The sequence below is a fragment of the Brooklawnia cerclae genome (assembly GCF_011758645.1).
GTDB lineage: Bacteria > Actinomycetota > Actinomycetes > Propionibacteriales > Propionibacteriaceae > Brooklawnia > Brooklawnia cerclae.
Genome location: NZ_JAAMOZ010000001.1, coordinates 1,635,446 through 1,653,951 on the forward strand (window position 1 = coordinate 1,635,446; position 18,506 = coordinate 1,653,951).

At 68.2% G+C, this 18,506-nt stretch carries 15 protein-coding genes; 11 read left to right on the forward strand and 4 right to left on the reverse strand.

Annotated elements, in window-relative coordinates; translation table 11 throughout:
- Window positions 1–36 precede the first annotated feature (36 nt).
- The 9 genes from FB473_RS07545 (at window position 37) to FB473_RS07585 (ending at window position 13,341) form a co-directional block, all read left to right on the forward strand.
- Window positions 37–4,593: an ATP-dependent helicase gene (locus FB473_RS07545; RefSeq protein ID WP_167166114.1), complete on the forward strand. Its 4,557-nt coding sequence runs from the start codon at window positions 37–39 to the stop codon at window positions 4,591–4,593.
- Window positions 4,594–4,740: 147 nt separating this feature from the next.
- Window positions 4,741–5,340, forward strand: coding sequence for a TetR/AcrR family transcriptional regulator (locus tag FB473_RS07550; protein WP_167166116.1), 600 nt, complete (start codon window positions 4,741–4,743; stop codon window positions 5,338–5,340).
- Between the two features lie 164 nt (window positions 5,341–5,504).
- On the forward strand, window positions 5,505–6,863 hold the full coding sequence (locus FB473_RS07555; RefSeq protein WP_167166118.1) for a CitMHS family transporter: 1,359 nt from the start codon (window positions 5,505–5,507) through the stop codon (window positions 6,861–6,863).
- Between the two features lie 31 nt (window positions 6,864–6,894).
- The gene (gene citC, locus FB473_RS07560) at window positions 6,895–7,983 is read left to right on the forward strand and encodes a [citrate (pro-3S)-lyase] ligase (protein WP_167166121.1); all 1,089 of its coding nucleotides are present in this window, start codon (window positions 6,895–6,897) and stop codon (window positions 7,981–7,983) included.
- The gene (citD, locus tag FB473_RS07565) at window positions 7,971–8,270 is read left to right on the forward strand and encodes a citrate lyase acyl carrier protein (protein WP_167166123.1); all 300 of its coding nucleotides are present in this window, start codon (window positions 7,971–7,973) and stop codon (window positions 8,268–8,270) included. The genes citC and citD overlap by 13 nt, the downstream gene beginning before the upstream one ends.
- Entirely contained in the window at window positions 8,267–9,211 is a 945-nt protein-coding gene (locus FB473_RS07570; RefSeq protein ID WP_167166126.1) for an aldolase/citrate lyase family protein, read from the forward strand. Before citD ends, FB473_RS07570 begins: the two co-directional genes overlap by 4 nt.
- Complete coding sequence (gene citF, locus FB473_RS07575) at window positions 9,208–10,728, forward strand: citrate lyase subunit alpha (RefSeq protein ID WP_167166128.1); 1,521 nt, start codon at window positions 9,208–9,210, stop codon at window positions 10,726–10,728. Before FB473_RS07570 ends, citF begins: the two co-directional genes overlap by 4 nt.
- Window positions 10,725–12,113 (forward strand): citrate lyase holo-[acyl-carrier protein] synthase, encoded by a 1,389-nt coding sequence (gene citX, locus FB473_RS07580; RefSeq protein ID WP_167166129.1) that lies wholly within the window; start codon window positions 10,725–10,727, stop codon window positions 12,111–12,113. Before citF ends, citX begins: the two co-directional genes overlap by 4 nt.
- Window positions 12,114–12,141: 28 nt before the next feature.
- Window positions 12,142–13,341: a winged helix-turn-helix domain-containing protein gene (locus FB473_RS07585; RefSeq protein ID WP_341770067.1), complete on the forward strand. Its 1,200-nt coding sequence runs from the start codon at window positions 12,142–12,144 to the stop codon at window positions 13,339–13,341.
- An 81-nt stretch (window positions 13,342–13,422) separates the two neighbouring features.
- Here FB473_RS07585 and FB473_RS07590 read toward each other — a convergent pair whose 3' ends face one another.
- From FB473_RS07590 to FB473_RS07605, 4 genes are read right to left on the reverse strand one after another with little or no spacing between them, the layout of a single operon-like run.
- Window positions 13,423–13,734, reverse strand: a complete 312-nt coding sequence (locus FB473_RS07590) for a biotin/lipoyl-containing protein (protein ID WP_167166131.1) — start codon at window positions 13,732–13,734, stop codon at window positions 13,423–13,425.
- A complete protein-coding gene (locus tag FB473_RS07595) occupies window positions 13,734–14,750 on the reverse strand; it encodes an alpha-ketoacid dehydrogenase subunit beta (RefSeq protein WP_167166134.1) in 1,017 nt (338 codons plus the stop codon). The genes FB473_RS07590 and FB473_RS07595 overlap by 1 nt, the downstream gene beginning before the upstream one ends.
- A 17-nt stretch (window positions 14,751–14,767) precedes the next feature.
- Window positions 14,768–15,775, reverse strand: coding sequence for a thiamine pyrophosphate-dependent dehydrogenase E1 component subunit alpha (locus tag FB473_RS07600; RefSeq protein ID WP_167166136.1), 1,008 nt, complete (start codon window positions 15,773–15,775; stop codon window positions 14,768–14,770).
- Between the two features lie 56 nt (window positions 15,776–15,831).
- Window positions 15,832–17,010: an NAD(+)/NADH kinase gene (locus tag FB473_RS07605; protein WP_167166139.1), complete on the reverse strand. Its 1,179-nt coding sequence runs from the start codon at window positions 17,008–17,010 to the stop codon at window positions 15,832–15,834.
- 217 nt (window positions 17,011–17,227) lie between these two features.
- Between FB473_RS07605 and FB473_RS07610 the strand changes: the two genes are divergently transcribed.
- Window positions 17,228–18,043, forward strand: a complete 816-nt coding sequence (locus FB473_RS07610; RefSeq protein WP_167166141.1) for a helix-turn-helix domain-containing protein — start codon at window positions 17,228–17,230, stop codon at window positions 18,041–18,043.
- A gap of 142 nt (window positions 18,044–18,185) precedes the next feature.
- Window positions 18,186–18,503, forward strand: coding sequence for a hypothetical protein (locus FB473_RS07615; protein ID WP_167166143.1), 318 nt, complete (start codon window positions 18,186–18,188; stop codon window positions 18,501–18,503).
- Window positions 18,504–18,506: the final 3 nt, after the last annotated feature.

An 18,506-nucleotide genomic window follows, 5' to 3' on the forward strand; every position in this document is an offset into this window, starting at 1 on the left:
CCGGTTGTCGGTGCTCGCTGGCATGCTGGATGGGTCATGGGCGATGGTGTGATCACGCGGTTCTCCCCTGCCACCCGCAAGTGGTTCGAGGAGAGCTTCTCCGCGCCCACGGCCGCCCAGTCCGGCGCCTGGGAAGCCATATCGGCCGGGCAGCACACGCTGGTCGTGGCCCCGACGGGCTCGGGCAAGACGCTTGCGGCGTTCCTCTGGTCGATCGACCGGCTCGCCTCGGTCGCGCGGCCTGCCGATGCGCTGCGCCGCTGCCGCGTCGTCTACGTCTCACCGCTCAAGGCACTGGCGGTAGACGTGCAGCGCAACCTGCGCGAGCCTCTCGTCGGGGTCGCTCGCGCCGCGCAACAGTTGGGCACGCCCGCCCCCGACATCGCGGTCGCCGTGCGGTCGGGAGACACGCCCGCCGACGAGCGGCGACGGTTCGCCCGGACGCCGTCCGACATCCTCATCACGACCCCGGAGTCGCTGTTCCTCATGCTCACCTCGGCTGCACGCGAGGCCTTGCGTGGCGTCGACACCGTGATCGTGGACGAGATCCACGCCGTCGCCGGCACGAAGCGCGGCGCACACCTGGCCGTGAGCCTCGACCGTCTGGACGCGCTGCTCGACGCGCCCGCCCAGCGTGTCGGCCTGTCGGCGACCGTCCGTCCCGTCGAGGAGGTGGGGCGTTTCCTTGCCGGCGGACGGCCGGTGACGATCGTGGCACCGCCACCCGACAAGCAGTGGGATCTCGACGTGGTGGTTCCGGTGCCCGACATGGGAGCCATGGGCGCCGACGGCCGGGTCGCAGACCGCGCCTCCGACGACCCGAGACTGACCTCCATCTGGCCACACGTCGAGGAGCGCATCGTCGACCTGATCGAACAGCACCGGTCGACGCTCGTCTTCGCGAACTCGCGGCGGGTCGCCGAACGCCTCACGGCACGCCTCAACGAGATCGCCGACGAGCGCCCGGCGGGCGGCACCACGCACGTTCAGCGAAGCCAGGAGGTTCCCGCCCAGGTGATGGGCCAGGCGGGCCGGGCGTTCGGCGCTCCCCCGGTGCTGGCGCGCGCCCACCACGGGTCGGTCTCCCACGAGCAGCGCAAACAGATCGAGGACGACCTCAAGGCGGGTCGCCTGCCCGCCGTGGTGGCGACCTCGTCCCTGGAACTCGGCATCGACATGGGCGCGGTCGACCTGGTCGTCCAGGTCGAGGCCCCGCCCAGCGTCGCGTCCGGCCTGCAACGCGTGGGACGCGCCGGTCATCAGGTGGGCGCGGTGAGCCGCGGGGTGATCTTCCCCAAGTTCCGCGGCGACCTCGTGGAGGCCGCGGTGATCGCCGAGCGCATGCGGGCGGGTGCCATCGAGGAGCTGTCCGTGCCGGCCAACCCGCTCGACGTGCTGTCGCAGCAGATCGTCGCCATGGTCGCGATGGACGACTGGCGCGTGGACGACCTGGAAACCCTCGTGCGCAGGTCGGCCTCGTTCACGGGCCTCACGCGCGGGGTCCTCGACTCGGTGCTCGACATGCTGGCCGGGCGGTATCCCTCGGAGGAGTTCTCCGAGCTGCGGCCTCGCCTGGTGTGGGATCGCACGGCGGGCACCCTCACGGCGCGCAGGGGCGCCCAGCGCATCGCGGTCACTTCGGGCGGCACGATTCCCGACCGGGGCCTGTTCGCGGTGTTCGTCGCCGGCGACGGGCCGGGGCGCAGGGTAGGCGAGCTCGACGAGGAGATGGTCTACGAGACCCGGGTCGGCGATGTCATCACACTCGGAACGACTTCGTGGCGCGTTGACCAGATCACTCACGACCACGTGCTCGTCACCCCGGCACCCGGGCTGCCGGGCAGGCTCCCGTTCTGGCACGGTGACTCGCTCGGGCGCCCGTTCGAGCTGGGACGTGCCCGGGGTGCGTTCGTCCGGGAGCTCACAGGCGGTGACGATCCTGCGGCGAGGCGGCGGCTCGCGGCCGCCGGCCTGGACGAATGGGCATGTGACAACCTGCTCGGCTACCTCGGCGAGCAACAGGAGGCGACGGGGACCCTGCCGACCGACCGGCAGCTGGTGATCGAGCGGTTCACCGACGAGCTGGGCGACTGGCGAGTGGTCATCCACTCCCCGTTCGGCGCGCGCGTCCACGCGCCGTGGGCGCTGGCGATCGGTGCGCGTATGGCCGAGCGGTTCGGCGTCGACGTCCAGGCGATGCATGCGGACGACGGCATCGTCCTGCGGTTGCCCGATCTCGGCGACGGCGGCCTGTTGCAAGGCGGGGGCTCCGAGGACGGGCTGGACGAGGCGCTGCTGGCGACCATCCTGATCGATCCCGACGAGATCGCGACCGCCGTCACCGACGCGATCGGCGGATCAGCACTGTTCGCGTCACGCTTCCGCGAATGCGCCGCCCGCGCCCTGCTGTTGCCCAAGCGGCGCCCGGAACGGCGGCAAGCCCTGTGGCAGCAGCGGCAGCGATCGGCGCAACTGCTCCAGGTGGCCTCCAACTATCCGGCCTTCCCCATCGTCCTGGAGGCGGTGCGGGAATGTCTGCAGGACGTCTTCGACCTGCCCGCGCTCGTCGAACTCATGCGCGAGGTGCGGTCGCGCCAGGTCGGGGTCGTCCAGGTGACGACGCCTGCGCCGTCGCCGTTCGCGTCGTCCCTGCTCATCGGCTATGTGGCCCAGTTCATGTACGAGGGCGACAGCCCCCTGGCCGAGCGGCGGGCGGCGGCGCTGGCACTCGATCCCGATCTGCTGGCCCAGCTCCTGGGCACGTCGGAGGGGCTGAGCCTACGGGAACTGCTCGACCCCGATGCGATCGCCCGCACATACGACGAACTGCAGTTCCTCGTCGGCTCGCGCAAGGCCAGGGACGCCGATGACATCACCGACCTGCTGCGCGTCCTCGGCCCGCTCACGACCGCCGAGATCGAGGACCGCGCGCTGGCCGACCCGGGCACGGTGACCGACTGGCTGGGCTCACTCACCGCTGCGCGGCGGGTGTTCGAGGCCCGCATCGGCGGTCGCGACACCTGGGTGGGAGCCGAGGACGCCGGGCGGGTGCACGATGCGCTGGGCGTGCCTCTTCCGCCCGATCTGCCCGAGTCGTTCCGCGTCCCGGGCGACGATCCTCTGGGCCACCTCGTCCTGCGCTTCGCACGCACCCATGTGGCCTTCGACGCGGCCGGGGTCGCCGACCGATTCGGTCTCGGACGCGCGGTCGCCGCCGACGTCCTGGCACGCCTGGTGGCCGGTGGTCGCCTGGTGACCGGTGAGTTCAGGCCGGACGCGTCGTCCCGGGAGTTCTGCGACCCCGAGGTGTTGCGGACGGTACGCCGTCGCTCCCTGGCAGCGCTCCGGGCCGAGGTCGAGCCCGTACCGCGGGATGCCCTCGTCCGGTTCCTGCCCGCCTGGCAGGGTGTGGGCGGGGCGCTGCACGGCGTCGAGGGCGTCATGCGGGTCGTCGAGCAACTCGCCGGGGCGGTGCTGCCCGCCTCAGCCGTGGAGTCGCTGGTCCTGCCCGCACGGGTCGCCGACTACGCACCCGCGATGCTGGACGAGCTGTGTGCCGCGGGCGAGGTGGTATGGCGCGGCCACGGCGCGATCGCGGCCCGCGACGGCTGGGTCAGCCTGCAACCGGCCGATCTCGTCGGGCCCCCTGTTCCTGCGGTACAGCCCGACGGCGAGATCGAGGCCGCGCTGCTGGATGCCATGAGCCCGGGTGGTGCCTACTTCTTCGATGCGCTGGCCGCAGCGGTGCCGGATGCGAGCGAGCGGGCGGTCAGCGAGGCCTTGTGGGAGCTGGTCTGGAAGGGTCTGGTGACCAACGACACCCCAGCGCCCCTGCGGGCGAGGCTCGGCGGGGGGACGACGACTCATCGCAGTCGCACCACGGCACCTCGCGGACGATACGGCAGATTGAGGATGGCCACGAGGTTGCGCAGCGCACCCCTCGACGCGGGCGGGCGGTGGTCACGCGTCCCCGCGATTGCGCGGCCCGCGACGACCCGCATGGTCGAGTTGGCCGATGTGCTGCTCGACCGCCATGGCGTCGTGACGCGGGGAGCTGTGCAATCCGAGGGCGTCGAGGGCGGGTTCGCCGGGTTGTATCGCGTGCTGCGCGCAGCCGAGGACGCCGGGCGCGTGCGCCGTGGGTATTTCGTCGAGGGATTGGGCGCCGCGCAGTTCGCCACCGTCGGGGCGATCGACAGGCTGCGGGGCGGTAGTGCGCAGTCGCCCGTCGTGCTGTCGGCCTGCGACCCGGCGAACCCGTTCGGTGCGGCCCTGCCCTGGCCTGCGCCCGCGGACGAGCAGGGGCATCGTCCGGGACGCAAGGCCGGCGCGCTCGTGGTGCTGGCCGACGGGCGGCTGGTGCTCTATCTGGAGCGCGGCGGACGGACGGCCCTCACCTGGACCAGCGATCCCGAGGCTCTGGCTGGAGCGGCCGGGGCGCTGGCGGGTCTGGTCACCTCGGGACGCGTCGCGGCACTCACCATCGAACGCGTCGACGGCTCCGATGCGCTAGGTTCGCGGCATCCACTGATCGGGGCTCTCACGGTGGCCGGGTTCGCGATGACGCCGCGCGGCTATCGGTTGCGCCGCTGAACCGGCACGAGTGGACGCACGTCACTTACCCTCGCGTCTGGGCGGCAGGCGGGTGTACTCGCCTCGCCGACCACGTTCAGGGGAAAGAGCTTTGCCCGGTCATCGACAAGGAATAGTCTGACCTCTGCTCTTCAAGGGGGGAGAGAAATGGCCCGGACCGTCAAGCAACCCGCGGAACGCAAGATGGAGATCGTGGACGCGGCCCGCCGTCTGTTCTATTCGCGGGGATACGCGAAGACGACCATCACCGAGATCATCGACGAGGTCGAGGTCTCGAAGGGACTCTTCTACTACTACTTCGGGTCGAAGGAAGACATCCTCGACGAGATAGTGACGCAGATGGTCGAGGAGGACGTGTCGGCCTTGCGCGAGATCGCGCTGGATCCGGGGCGCGGTCCTGGCGAGCAGACCCTTCTGATGTTCCGCGAGCACCTGAGGTTCGTCTCGGCGCCCACCGGGCAGATCGCCGCCCACCTGCGCGCCATGAACAATCCGGAGCTGGTGATTCGCACGCTGCGTCAGGGAATCGTGCGGCTCACTCCCCTGTTCGTCGACGTCATCGAGCGAGGCGTGGCTCAGGGGATATTCGAGATATCCGACCCGTTCGCATCCACCGAGTTGCTCCTGTACGCCTGCACTTTCGAGGCCGTCTTCAGCCCGCAGGAAGGCAGCGACGCCCGGGGACGGGCATTCGTCCAGTTGGTCGAACGCGCGCTGGGTGCCAAGCCCGGCAGCCTGGGCGAATGATCATCGGCGCGTACCGCGCCGACAGCTTGCCAGTGATCTCCAGGAGTTCTAGTATCCCGGTAACTGACTGAAGGTCAGTCAGTCTAGTCGCACGACCCGCGCGAACACGATGTCGCCCGGGACGGACCGTCTACCAGCCCATGTCTTCAAAGGAGAAGCTCAACATGCTGGCAGTCTTTGGCGTAGTCATCGTGGTGGGATTTATGACGCTCATCATGACCAAGCGAGCGAGCCCGTTCGTGGCCCTCGTGCTCGTGCCCCTTGTCGTCGGCATCCTCACCGGGATTCCAGGCCGATGGGGATACGACGCGGGCGATATGCCCACGTTCGCGCTCGCTGGCATCGTCGGCAACAACGATCTCGACATCAGCGGTGTCGCATCCACCGCGATCATGCTTCTGTTTGCCATCCTCTTCTTCGGCCTGATGCTCACAGCAGGCCTGTTCGCGCCTGTCACCAGGCTCATCCTGAAACTCGTGCACGGAGATCCCCTCCGGCTCCTGGTGGGCACGGCCGTCCTCGCGCTGTTGGTCTCCGTCGATGGCGACGGTTCCACCACCACGCTGGTCGTCTGCTCCGCGCTGATCCCCGTCTACCGGCGGCTGAACATGCGCATGATGGATCTCGCCGTGATCATCATCCTCGGTAACTCGATCATGAACCTGCTGCCCTGGGGGGGACCGACAGCGCGGATCATCGCCGCGCTGGGTGTCGACGAGGGCGAGTTGATGCGCAGGATCCTTCCGGGCATGGTGCTGGCCGCGGGCTGGGTCATTGTCGTGGCGATTCTTCGCGGACGGGCGGAACGCAAGCGCCTGGGGATCTGCGACGTGACCGCCGAGGAGCTCCAGAGTCTGCACTCCGACCACGACAGCGGGGACGAACTCTCGCGTCACAAGCTCATCTGGTTCAATCTGATCCTCACCCTCGCCATGATGGTGGTCCTGATCTTCGGCGGCACCTGGGTCATTCCCAAGGTGCACGGTTCGGTGATCTTCGCCGTCGGGTTCGCCATCGCCCTGGCCGTCAACTACTGCAACTTGAAGGATCAGCGCGAGATCGTGGAGAAGTACGGGGCTTCAGCCCTGCACGTGGTGATCATGGTGCTGGCCGCGGGTGTCTTCATGGGCGTCCTCAACGCGACGGGCATGTCGGCGGAGATGGGACGTGCACTGTCCGACGGTCTTCCGGACGCGCTGGGCAGCCATTGGGCCTTCGTCACAGCGCTCGTGTCCGCACCCGGGACCTTCCTCCTCAGCAACGATGCGTTCTACCTGGGGGTCCTGCCGGTCCTCAACGAAGTGGGAGCGGCGAACGGTTTCGAAGCGATGGACATTGCCGTGGCTTCCACCGCCGGCCAGGCATTTCATCTTCTGAGTCCCCTGGTCGGGTTCATCTACCTGCTCCTGCATCTCACCGGCGTCGAGATGGGTGCCTGGCAACGCAAGTCGGCGACCTGGGCGATCGGCACCTTCCTCATTTTCCTGGCCTGCATGTTCACCGTCGGAGGTGTCAACCTGTGAGCATCGCAGCCGCACTGGCAAAGGAACGGTGGTGACCGCGGTGACGGACGACACCGTGACGGTCGCGTGCACAGCGGTTGCCGCGATGTCGCCCGAGGCTCTCGCGACCGTCGACGGGCTCCTGCGACGAACGGGGCTGCACCGGGACGCCGACGTGGAGGTTTTCGCCCTGGCACGCGCGGGCGGCGTCCTGGTGGGATGCATGGGCCTGGCCGGGGACGTCGTCAAGTGCACGGCGGTCGACCCCGGGGGACGCGGACGACATGTGGCCAATGCGCTCCTGGTGGAGGTGCGGCACGAGGCACTGGCACGCGGTCGCGACCGGCTGTTCTGTTACACCAAGCCCTTGTACCGCAGGCAGTTCGCATCGCTCGGGTTCACCCCGATCGCCGAAGTGCAGGGGCTGGCCACATTGATGGAGGACGATCCCCAGGGGCTGGCGCGATACTGCGCGGGCCTGGCGAGCACGCGCCGACCCGGGGCGCGCATCGGCGGAATCGTCATGAACGCGAACCCGTTCACCCGCGGCCACGAGTACCTCGTGAATCGTGCCTGCGAATACTGCGACGTTGTCCACGTGTTCGTGGTCGGCGAGACCGGATCCGAGTTCTCCTACGAGGACAGGATCCGGCTCGTCCGGGCGGGTGTCGCGGCCCTTCCGGTCCGGGACCGGGTCGTCGTCCACGACGGATCGCCGTATGTGGTGAGCCGGGCGACCTTCCCTCAGTACTTCCTGAAGAACCACGCCGAGATCGACCGGGCATATGCGGGGATCGATCTGCAGATCTTCCGGTGCTCCATCGCCCCCGCACTCGGGATCCGTCACAGGTTCGTCGGAACCGAACCCCTGAGCGAGGTGACCGCGTACTACAACCGCGAGATGCACGAATGGCTGGAGCAGGCGCCGATGGAGGCGCCGACCATCACGGTGCACGAGATTCCCCGGGTGGGGACGGACCGTTACCCGGTCGTTGCCGCCTCCATCGTCCGTCGGCTGCTCGGCGAACGGCGGATCGCCGAACTGGCGGCACTCGTCCCACCGACCACCTACGCGGCGATCACGGCCGGGAATCCGGCCACTCTCAGGACCAAGGAAAGGAGAACGCCGTGCGGATCGTGAGGTCAGCGATGGCGGGAACACTCGAGTCGAGCGACGCACTGGTCAGGGTCTCGGCTCACGACACACTGGAGGTGAACATCACCAGCACCGTGCAGGCGCGATACGGCGCGACCATCACCACGGTGGTTCGAGAGACGCTGGATCGTCTGCAGATCGATACCGGAGTCGTCACTGTCGATGACAAGGGGGCGCTCGACTGCACATTGCGAGCCCGGGTCGAGACCGCGGTCTGCCGCGCCTGCGACGAGCGACCCGACTGGAACGTGATCGTGGGGTGGGCTCGATGACGGCCACACCCCGGTCCGCACCGGTCGGCAAATACGCCGCAGTCGCGGACGGCCACGAACTCCGGCCACGCAGGTCGGTCATGTTCGTCCCGGCCTCGAATGCGGCGCTCATGACCACTGCGTGGGTGTTCGGAGCCGACATCTACACCTTCGACCTCGAGGACGCCGTGTCCATCAGGGAGAAGGACTCGGCGAGGCTGCTCGCGGCGAACGCGTTGCGGAGCCCCCAATGGCAGGGCCTCGAGGTCGCGGTGCGCGTGAACGGCATGGACACGACGTTCTTCGAGGACGACCTCCAGACCATGATCCGGGCCGGTGCGTCCATGATCCGCCTGCCCATGACCGACACGCCCGCGATGGTCGCTGAACTCGATGCCCAGATCACCGAGATCGAGAAGGCGTGTGGCCGCGAAGTCGGATCGACGCGGGTGATGGCTGCCATCGAATCGGCCGCGGGCGTCGTGAACGCCTATGACATCGCCGTGGCCAGTCCCCGGATCGTGGCCATCGCGTTGGCCGGGTTCGATTACCTGCTCGACATGCACGCCGAGCGGACGAAGGACGGCAGCGAGTTGTTCTACGCCCGTTGTGCGGTTCTGCACGCGGCGAGGGCGGCACGCGTGGCGTGCTACGACGTGGTCTTCGGTGACGTGGACGACGAAACGGGATTCCTCGCGGAGGTCGATCTCATCAAGGGTCTCGGCTTCGACGGGAAGTCGTTGATCAATCCCCGCCAGATTCCTCTGCTCCACGCCGCCTACGCCCCCAGCGAGGACGAACTACGGCATGCCCAGCGGGTGGTCGAGGCGGCCGAGGACGCCGAGAGCCGCGGGCTGGGCGTCGTCGCCGTGGACGGGAAGATGATCGACGGCCCGATCATCGCGGCAGCCCGGAGAACCATGCTGTACGCGGGCCACCAACCGATCGGAGGGGAGAAATGACAACCGCACTCCACGCGTCACGAACGGACGCGATCACCTGGCCGACTCCCGAGTCCTTCACGACCTGGGATGCCAGGACGCCTCATCTCAGGCGGCTCGACACCAAGCGGGGACGGAAGATGTGCTCGTCCCTCGAGGAGGCCATCAGGCGTTCCGGCCTGACCGATGGCGCCACGATCGGTTTCCACCATGCCTTTCGCGACGGCGACCGGGTGGTCCTGACCGTGGTCGAACAGCTCTCACGCATGGGCTTCCGCGAACTGACCCTCGCATCGTCCTCGCTGAGTGACGTGCACTCGGGGCTCATCCCGTTCATCCGCCAGGGCGTGGTCCGGCGCATCTTCACTTCCGGCGCCCGAGGCGAGCTCGGCGAGGCCATCTCGCACGGCCTGCTGGACGAGCCTGTCCAACTCCACTCGCACGGCGGCCGGTGCGCCTTGATCCAATCGGGCGAGCTCCACCTGGACGTCTCCTTCCTGGGGGTGCCGACCGCCGACGAGTTGGGCAATGCCAACGGGGTCAGTGGGAACGCTCGCTGTGGTTCGCTCGGATACGCGATGGTGGACGCGGACAACGCCGATTGTGTCGTGCTGCTGGCGGAACAGATCGCGCCCTATCCCAACAGTCCGGCCTCGATCCGTCAGGACCAGGTGGACCTGATCGTCCAGGTGCCGACCGTCGGCGACCCCGCCAAGATCGGCACCGGGGCCATCCGCGTCACCACCAATCCCCGCGAGTTGCTCATCGCCAGACATGCCGCCGATGTCATGGTCAACTCGGGATTGTTCACCGACGGCTTCTCCTTCCAGACGGGGTCGGGAGCCTCGGCGATCGCTGTCACTGCCTTCTTGCGTGATCACATGCGCAGGACGCACACCGCGGCACGATGGGCCCTGGGTGGGGTGACCGGAAACCTGGCCGAGTTGCAGAACGAGGGCCTGATCGGCCGGATCGCCGATACCCAGACCTTCGACACCCGTGCGATCGAGGACCTGCGCGGCAATCCCGACCACATGGAGATCAGTGCGGAACAGTACGCGAACCCCTTCGGGAAGGGCGCGTGCGTCGACGAACTCGACATGGTGATCCTGTCGGTTCTCGAGGTCGATCTCGACTTCAACGTGAACGTCCTGACGGGGTCGGACGGCATCCTTCGGGGAGCCATAGGAGGCCACCCCGACACGGCAGCTGGCGCCCAGCTCGCTATCGTCGTCGCCCCACTGCTGCGCACGAGGATCCCTACTGTGGTGGAACGGGTGATCACCCGGGTGACCCCAGGGGCGAATGTGGGCGTGCTGGTGACCGATGTCGGTGTGGCGGTCAATCCCGCATACCCGGATCTGCTCGAGCGCCTCCGCGAAGCCCGGATCCCTCTGGCGTCGATCGAGGAACTGTGCGAGCGGGCCTCCGCGATCGCGGGACGCCCCGAGCCCGTCGAGTTCCGTGACGATGTGGTCGGGATCGTTCGCTATCGCGATGGCAGCGAGATCGACACGGTTCGGCGGGTGATCGGTTGAGCGCCACCGCCGGAGTCCGGCTCGCCGAGGTATTGGCCGATCGGGACGCCCGGCGCCGCGATCAGATGGCGTTGGGCCGGGATTTCGGGTGGCCCGTCCTGTCCCTGACGATGATCGCACCTGGCCCGGTCAAGCGAACGACCGACCTCGATCGCAGTTTCGACCTGGCCGTCACCGCCTCGACGTTGTCCATCGCCTCCCGCGGATGGACGATCCGGGGACGTGCCGAACGGAGAGGTCCGGTCGGCACGTCCTTCCTGGCAGCCGTTGACGCGCACCCCGTTGCACTCAAGGCAGCGATGGTGGCTGTGGAGGACGCCCACCCTCACGGACGTCTGTGGGATCTGGACGTCGTCGTCGAGAACGGCCCGGTTCCGCGATCTCTGGTGGGACGCACTCCTCGTCGCTGCCTGGTGTGTGAGCAGCCCGCGCGGTACTGCTCCCGCGCACGGACCCACCCCCTGGATCAGCTCCGGCCTGCGATGGCCGCGGTGACCCGGCGCCCTGCTGGAGTCGGTGACGCGTTGGGCTGCTGCCCCGTCCGCGAGGTGAATCTGCCTGTCATGATCGGAGCACTGGCGGCGGAGAGCCTCAGGGTGGAGGCGCGGTTGACTCCGAAGCCCGGGCTCGTGGACGCGAACAACGACGGTGCCCACCACGACATGACGCTCGGCACGCTTCTCGCCAGCGCCGACGTTCTCGAGGAGACGTTCGTCGCGCTTGCCAGGGCGGGCAGTCGCCCCACCGCGTCCATCGACGAGTTCCGCATGATCGGGCTCGCCGGCGAGTCGGCGATGAGGGCGACGACCGGTGGGGTCAACACGCACGCCGGGGCGAACTTCATGCTCGGATGGCTCTGCGCGGCGGCTGCCGGAGTGCTCTCGGACGCGGAGCCGCTGGATGAGCCGCTGAGCCGGACGGCAACCAGACGCGTCCAGGATCTGTACCGGCCGGTCTTTGCCGATTGGGCGGCTGATCGGCCGTCCCAAACCGACGGTGAACACCCGCTGACAGGCGCGCGAGGCGAAGCCGCAGCCGGTTTCCCGACCGTGCACGACCATGGTCTGCCCCGCTATCGGTCGGAACGCGATCACGGCGCGTCAGAGGCCGACGCCTTGCTCGGAAGTCTCGTCGATCTCCTGGCCCACACCGCCGACACCAACCTCGTCCGCCGTGGGGGCACCAGGGCACTGGACGAGGTCCAAGGCTGGGCTGCCCGCGTTCGACAGGGCTCCCCCACGATTCGTGACCTGCGCAGCCGGTTGATCAATGCGGACGAACGATTCACGCGCGCCAACTGGAGCCCGGGAGGGAGTGCCGACCTGTTGGCCGTGACCTGGTTCCTCGACGCGCTCGACCTTCTCGCGTCCCGATTGCGCCGCTGAACCGGTCGCGTCCCCTACGCTGTCGCTGGTGAGGACGATCAGCACCCCTGTTGCGCGCCGGATCGCGTTGGCTGCGCAGGGGTTCGGCCGTCCTCGCCTGCAGCGGGAGGCCGGCATCCGCGACCTGCAGCGGCTCATCGACACACTCGGCCAGTTCCAGATGGACACCATCAACGTGGTCGCCAGGGCGCACTACCTGCCGGCCTATTCGCGGCTCGGCCCGTACGACACCGCTGTGCTCGACCGTTGCTCGCAGAGGTCGCCGCGCCGCTTGTTCGAGTACTGGGGGCATGCGGCCAGCCTCATCGACGTCCGGCTTCAGCCGGCCCTGAGGTTCCGGATGGACCGGGCCGACAGCGAGGCCTGGGGTGGCATGCGGCGAATCGCCTTCGAACAGCCCGAACTCGTGGCCCGTGTGCGGGAAGAGGTGATGGCCCGCGGCCCGATCGTCGCGCGCGAGATCGACCACGACGAGCAACGGCGTCGCGACAACTGGGGATGGAACTGGTCGTCGGTCAAGACCGCTCTGGAGTGGTTGTTCTGGTGCGGCGAGATCACCCCCGCCTACCGGAATTCCCAGTTCGAACGGGCCTTCGACCTACCCGGACGCGTACTTCCTCGCGATGTCCTGGAGACCCCGACGCCGCTTCCGGCAGATGCAGTCCGCATGCTGGTGGCCCGTTCGGCGCGTGCGCTGGGCGTCGGGACGCTCGCCTGTTTCGCGGACTACTTCCGCCTGACGAGGGCCCAGACCGCGCAGGCCGTCGCGGAGCTCGAGGACGCCGGCGAACTCGAGCAGGTGCAGGTCGAGTGCTGGCGCCAGTCTGCGTGGCTGTGGCACGAGGCACGGGCCCCCCGGCGGGTCCCGGCTCGCGCGCTGCTCGCACCCTTCGACTCCATGGTGTTCGAACGAGGGCGACTGCGGTCGCTCTTCGGTTTCGACTACGCCATCGAGATTTACGTACCCGAGCACAAAAGGCACTACGGCTACTACGTCTACCCCTTCCTGCTGGGCGACCGGTTCGTCGCGCGCGTCGACCTCAAGGCCGACCGCGGCGCGGGCGTCCTGCGCGTGAGGTCGGCCTGGCGTGAGCCCGACACCGACGCTCAGGTGGTCGCCCGCGAACTCGGCGACGAGCTGCGGACGATGGCAGACTGGCTGGGGTTGGACGACATCGTGGTCGAGCCCAGGGGCGACTTGGCGGGAGCGCTGTCGTCGCTCGTGTGACGTCCGACGCGACCACCGCCACGACCCGGGCCCATCAACGGGGCCCGAGCCGCGGCGGTGTGTCGACGAGGACGGCCGGGCTCAGCCTTCGGGGACGAACGCGTCCTCGAAGGCCTTGATATGCGCGTCGATCTCGGTGTCACTGACCTCGGGGCCGGCGACCACTCCGATGAGCGCACCCACGGGGTACGTCTCGCCCGATTCGGCGATGAGTCGTCGTACCGTGCCCGACACGGGGCTCTCCACCTCGCCCTCGGCCTTGTCGGACGCTGCTTCGGCGATCTTGTCACCTTCGGCGATGGTGTCTCCCTCGGAGACCGACCATTCGACGAACTCGCCCTCAGTCATCGTCATGCCCCATTTCGGCATCACGATGTTCTTGATCTCGGCCATCAGGCAAATGCTCCTTCTCGGGTCGCTGCCCGGACGGCCGCGACGACCTTGTCCGGGTTGGGGATGTACGCCTGTTCGAGGTTCTTCGCGAACGGCACGGGTGTGTGCGGCGGTGTCACGAGTTGCGGGATGCCCCTCAGTGCCACGTCGCTCGTCGCGACGAGCGAGATGAGGTCGGTGCCCATGCCGCACCGAGGGCTGGACTCGTCCACGACCACGTAGTGGCCGGTCTTGCGGACGCTGTCGAGGATCGCCTGTGAGTCGAGCGGCGAGGTGGTGCGCGGGTCGATGATCTCGGCGCTCACCCCGTCGGCCTCCAGCTTCTTGGCGGCCTGCTCGGCGATCTGCACCATGCGCCCCAGTGCGACGATCGTGACGTCGTCACCTGGCCGGACGATCCTCGCCTGGCCCAGCGGCACCTCGTAGAGGTCCTCGGGCACCTCGCCCCGCATGGCGTACATGGCCTTGTGCTCGCAGAAGATCACCGGGTCCTGGTCGCGGATGGCGGCCACCAGCAGTCCCTTGGCGTCGTACGGGTTGGACGGGACGACGACCTTCAGCCCGGGAATGTGGGTGAGCACCGGGTACAGCGACTGCGAGTGCTGTGCAGCCGCCCCGACTCCCGCACCGAAACAGGTGCGGATCACCATCGGTGTCTCGGCCTTGCCGCCGAACATGTAGCGGAACTTCGCCGCCTGGTTCATGATCTGGTCGAGACACACACCGATGAAATCGACGAACATCAACTCCGCCACGGGGCGCAGCCCGGACGCGGCAGCCCCCGCTGCCGCCCCGACATACGCCGACTCGCTGATGGGGGTGTCGATGACACGGTCGGGGAATTGCTCCCACAAGCCCTTGGTCACCCCGAAGACGCCGCCCCAGGCGTCCATCTCCTCATGGGTGCCCGCCCCGCCGGCGACATCCTCGCCGAACAGGACCACGGTCTCGTCCCGCGCCATCTCCTGGGCCAGGGCCTCGTTGATGGCCTTCATGTAGGTCAACGTGCGTGGCATGATCCTTGCCTCCTGTCTCAGTAGCTCACGTAGACGTCGTCGAGCAGGCTCTCCAGCGTCGGTTGCGGCGCCGCCTTGGCCTCGATGACGGATTCCTCGATGAGCGCGAGCACTTCCGCGTCCACCATGCGGAACTGGTCGGCGGGAAGAATCCCGGCCGAGGTGACGCGCTTCTCGAAGATGACGAGCGGATCACGCTCGGCACGAGCCCGCTCGACCTCACCCGGTTCGCGGTACTTCTGCTGGTCGCCCTCGAAGTGGCCGTAGTAGCGCACGGTCTTGCACTCGAGCAGCGAGGGTCCGCCGCCGGACCTGGCTCGGTCGATGGCCACCTGGGCGGCCTCGCGTACCTCGAAGTAGTCCTGCCCGTTGACGATCATCCCGGGCATGCCGAAGGCCTCGGCGCGGCGGGCCACATCGATGCCCTTCTGGTGGAACTGGTTCGAGGTCGACTCCGCGTAGCCGTTGTTCTCGATGATGAACACGACCGGCAGATCCCATACCGACGCAAGGTTGAGGCTCTCCAGGAACGTGCCCTGGTTGGAGCCGCCGTCACCGGTGAACGAGATGCCCACCTGGTGGGTCTTGAGCACCTTCGAGGTCAGCCCGACCCCGCACACGAGCGGCGGGCCCCCGCCGACGATCCCGTTGGCGCCGAGCATGCCTGTGTCGATGTCGGCGATGTGCATGGAGCCACCCTTGCCATGACACAGGCCAGTGGCCTTGCCGTAGATCTCGGCCATCATGCCCTTGACGTCGCAGCCCTTGGCCAGCGCGTGGCCGTGGCCGCGGTGGGTGCTCGCGATGTAGTCGTTGGGTTTCAGCACGTCGCACACACCCGTGGCCACGGCTTCCTCGCCTGCGTACAGATGCACGAATCCCGGAATCTCGCCGGTCGCGAACTCCTTGTGGACGCGTTCCTCGAACTCCCGGATCACGCGCATCGTCCGGTATGCCCGCAGGAGGTCATCTCGCGAGAGCAATCCCGGATCGAGCCCGATGGGCGGTCGTATCGCTGTCGTCATCACCCACTCCTTCGTGTCGCACGCAGCTCCGATGCTGCGCGGTGATACGGCTCACGCTAGGAATGCACGGGTTGCAACGACGTTGCATCAAGACCGGCGTGCAGGACGCGTCCGACGTCGATCCGCAACGGTCCCGGCACCAGCCGCACCGTCGCGGCGGCACTCCGGGGACGTTCGATGGCCCGTTCGCCGTCGACGCTGATGGCTCCCCGGCCCGCCGGGAGCCGCACACTGTCCCCCAGGCCGATCAGTTCGATGTCGCGCACGCCCACCGGCATCACGAGCCCCGGGGCAATCGGTGCGGTGACGACGCACTCGGCGTCCCGGGGTTGGACGACGGCCACCCGGACGGCGACCGGTTCGCCCCGCGGCGCGGAGGCGACGGCGGAGGCGATGGACGACAACCCGATGGTCTGTGGGTCGGTGAACACCGCCAGCACCTCCTCGATGTCGTCGGGACGCCACACCGCGCGCGTGGCGGTGAACAGGCTGCGCGTGACCGCGACGTCGACCAGTGCGTGCTCGAGCCGGTCGCCGCATTCAACGGCGAAGGCGTGCTCACGGACGCACCCCATGTCGGCCGGCACCTGACCGGTGGCGATGCGCCCGGTGGCCAAGCCTGCCACGGTGGCCTCCACCCAGCGCGGAAAAGCGTTGTTCGTCCCGGTCGACAGCGGCGTGAACGGGACGTCCCCCAGGTGGCCGACGACGAGGCGCTGCGTCCCGTCGCCACCGAGGACGCACAGCGCCGAGACCCCGGCGGCCACCATCAGGTCGGTGGCCACCTGGGTGTCGAGGGCCGTCACCGTGATGGGCATGTCGACCCACAACAGCTCCGGGAGCATTCCGTCGGGGTTCTGGAGCCTCACGGTGCGCAGCAGATTCATCATCGGCGTGGTCACCGTGCCGTCGACGGGCATGAGGAGCACCTCCTCGACACCCGCTGCGCCGAGCCCTGCCATGAGCCGTGCGGCCATCGCCCCCTTCTCGGCGTTGTCGACCACTGTGGCCGCCGAGACGAGGCGGCGCACGTCGTGCCCGGATTCGCTGTTGATGATGATGCCGACGCTGGTCATCGCACCCTCCCTCGCGTGCTTGCCCTTCGCGTACCGGCCACCCCGGGGCGTCCGACGCGACCGTGCTGCGCCCACCATGCGGCGCGTCCGGTTGCAGCGGCGTTGCACGGACGCGATCCGGGTTCCCCTCGCCTCCCACGAGCATTCACGCGCACTCACGCGGGCATCCGTTCATTCACGCGAGTGCCGTGTGTTCCCGCGGGTGCTGTACGACCCGCGGGAGGCGACAAGGCCCGCCTGAGGTCACGCGGCCCGCGTGTAGGGCCAGGAGATGCCTCAGCTATGCCCTACTCAGCGAAAGTTCCGTAGTCATCCCGAAACACAGCTCTGCTAGTCTCCGGGCACCAAGCCCGATCCGGACGTGGAGGACCTGCCGATGGCCACCGATCACTCAGATTCTGCCGCAGACTCCCTGGACGCGTTCACCGCCGACCTGCGTGCGCTACGCCGGGACGCCGGCAACCCCACACTCGCCACGCTGGAGCGGCGTACCGGTATCTCCAAGAGCGTCTTGTCGGACGCGCTGGCGGGGCGACGGCTGCCTACCGAGCGGACCACTGCGACGTTGGTGGCCACCTTGGGCGGCGACGAGACCGCGTGGGTTGCACGGCGTGCCCGACTCGATCCGCGCAACGCCGGGGCCGGTGTCCCAACCGGAGGCTCCACCCCGGCGATCCGCCCGGGCGGCCCGAGGTTTTCACTTCCTGCCCTGATAGGCGTCGGGGTCGGCGCGGCCTTGCTCAGCGCCATCCTCACCAGCCTGGTGTGGACGGCGGTGGTGATCCACGACGAGGGTGAGACGGCGACCGCACCCGGCGAGAGCTACCTCGACGTGGCCGACGCCGTCGACCCGATGCAGACCAAATGCCGCGAGGACGCGGTGATCGCGGCCAGTGAGGAACGTCTCGACGGCGATGTACAGGTGCAGATGATGTATTCCAACCAGTGCATGGCGGTTTGGGGCCGGGTCACGCGCTACGACGGCGAAGCCGCTGGTAACTCGGTGACGATGCGGATCTACCCGGCGATCGACATGACGAGTGACCGCAGCCAGGAGCGTTCGGCCTTCGACGTCCAGTCCGTCTACACCACGCTCTTGATCGAACCCGACGTGGACGCCCGGGTGTGCGGCATCGCGACCGTGACCCGCGACGGCGAGTCGATCGAACTCGGCCCGCCGGTGTGCATCTAGGCGCACATATCTCTTTCCGGTTTTTCCGGATGCCCTCCGGACAAGCGCGAACGCCGTGTCGACGCCAGTAGGTTCCGGTTGCGGGGAAACGCTCAGGTCAACTCCTTGCACCCTCAACCCGCTATTTCACCTGGAGGCCTCTATGCCCGGATGGCTCGGCGCACTTCTGTTCTTCGGCGCAATTTTCGCCGTCCTCACCCTGTGGGACAAGCTCAAGGAAAGCAACGGTGCTGCGGGACGCGCAGCGCGTGCTGCCAGTGACGCGGCGGACACGGCGTCCAACGCGGTCGGCATCGTGGTGATGCGGGTCGCGGGCGTGGTGTTCGTGTTGCTCGGTGCTGTCGGCGTGGTCCTGCTTTTCACCGACGGATTCGCCTGGTGGCGGTTGGGAGGCCTCCTGTTGGCGGCTTACGGCGTCTACCTGCTGATGCCGGGGCACGACAAATGGCTCTTCTTCTAGGAG

What these genes read in the sequence shown, in the direction of transcription:
- FB473_RS07545 (WP_167166114.1), top strand. Translation starts at nt 37, where the DNA reads ATGGGCGATGGTGTGATCACGCGGTTCTCCCCTGCCACCCGCAAGTGG.
- FB473_RS07550 (WP_167166116.1), top strand. Translation starts at nt 4,741, where the DNA reads ATGGCCCGGACCGTCAAGCAACCCGCGGAACGCAAGATGGAGATCGTG.
- FB473_RS07555 (WP_167166118.1), top strand. Translation starts at nt 5,505, where the DNA reads ATGCTGGCAGTCTTTGGCGTAGTCATCGTGGTGGGATTTATGACGCTC.
- FB473_RS07570 (WP_167166126.1), top strand. Translation starts at nt 8,267, where the DNA reads ATGACGGCCACACCCCGGTCCGCACCGGTCGGCAAATACGCCGCAGTC.
- citF (WP_167166128.1), top strand. Translation starts at nt 9,208, where the DNA reads ATGACAACCGCACTCCACGCGTCACGAACGGACGCGATCACCTGGCCG.
- FB473_RS07590 (WP_167166131.1), bottom strand. Translation starts at nt 13,734, where the DNA reads ATGGCCGAGATCAAGAACATCGTGATGCCGAAATGGGGCATGACGATG.
- FB473_RS07595 (WP_167166134.1), bottom strand. Translation starts at nt 14,750, where the DNA reads ATGCCACGCACGTTGACCTACATGAAGGCCATCAACGAGGCCCTGGCC.
- FB473_RS07600 (WP_167166136.1), bottom strand. Translation starts at nt 15,775, where the DNA reads ATGACGACAGCGATACGACCGCCCATCGGGCTCGATCCGGGATTGCTC.
- FB473_RS07610 (WP_167166141.1), top strand. Translation starts at nt 17,228, where the DNA reads ATGGCCACCGATCACTCAGATTCTGCCGCAGACTCCCTGGACGCGTTC.
- FB473_RS07615 (WP_167166143.1), top strand. Translation starts at nt 18,186, where the DNA reads ATGCCCGGATGGCTCGGCGCACTTCTGTTCTTCGGCGCAATTTTCGCC.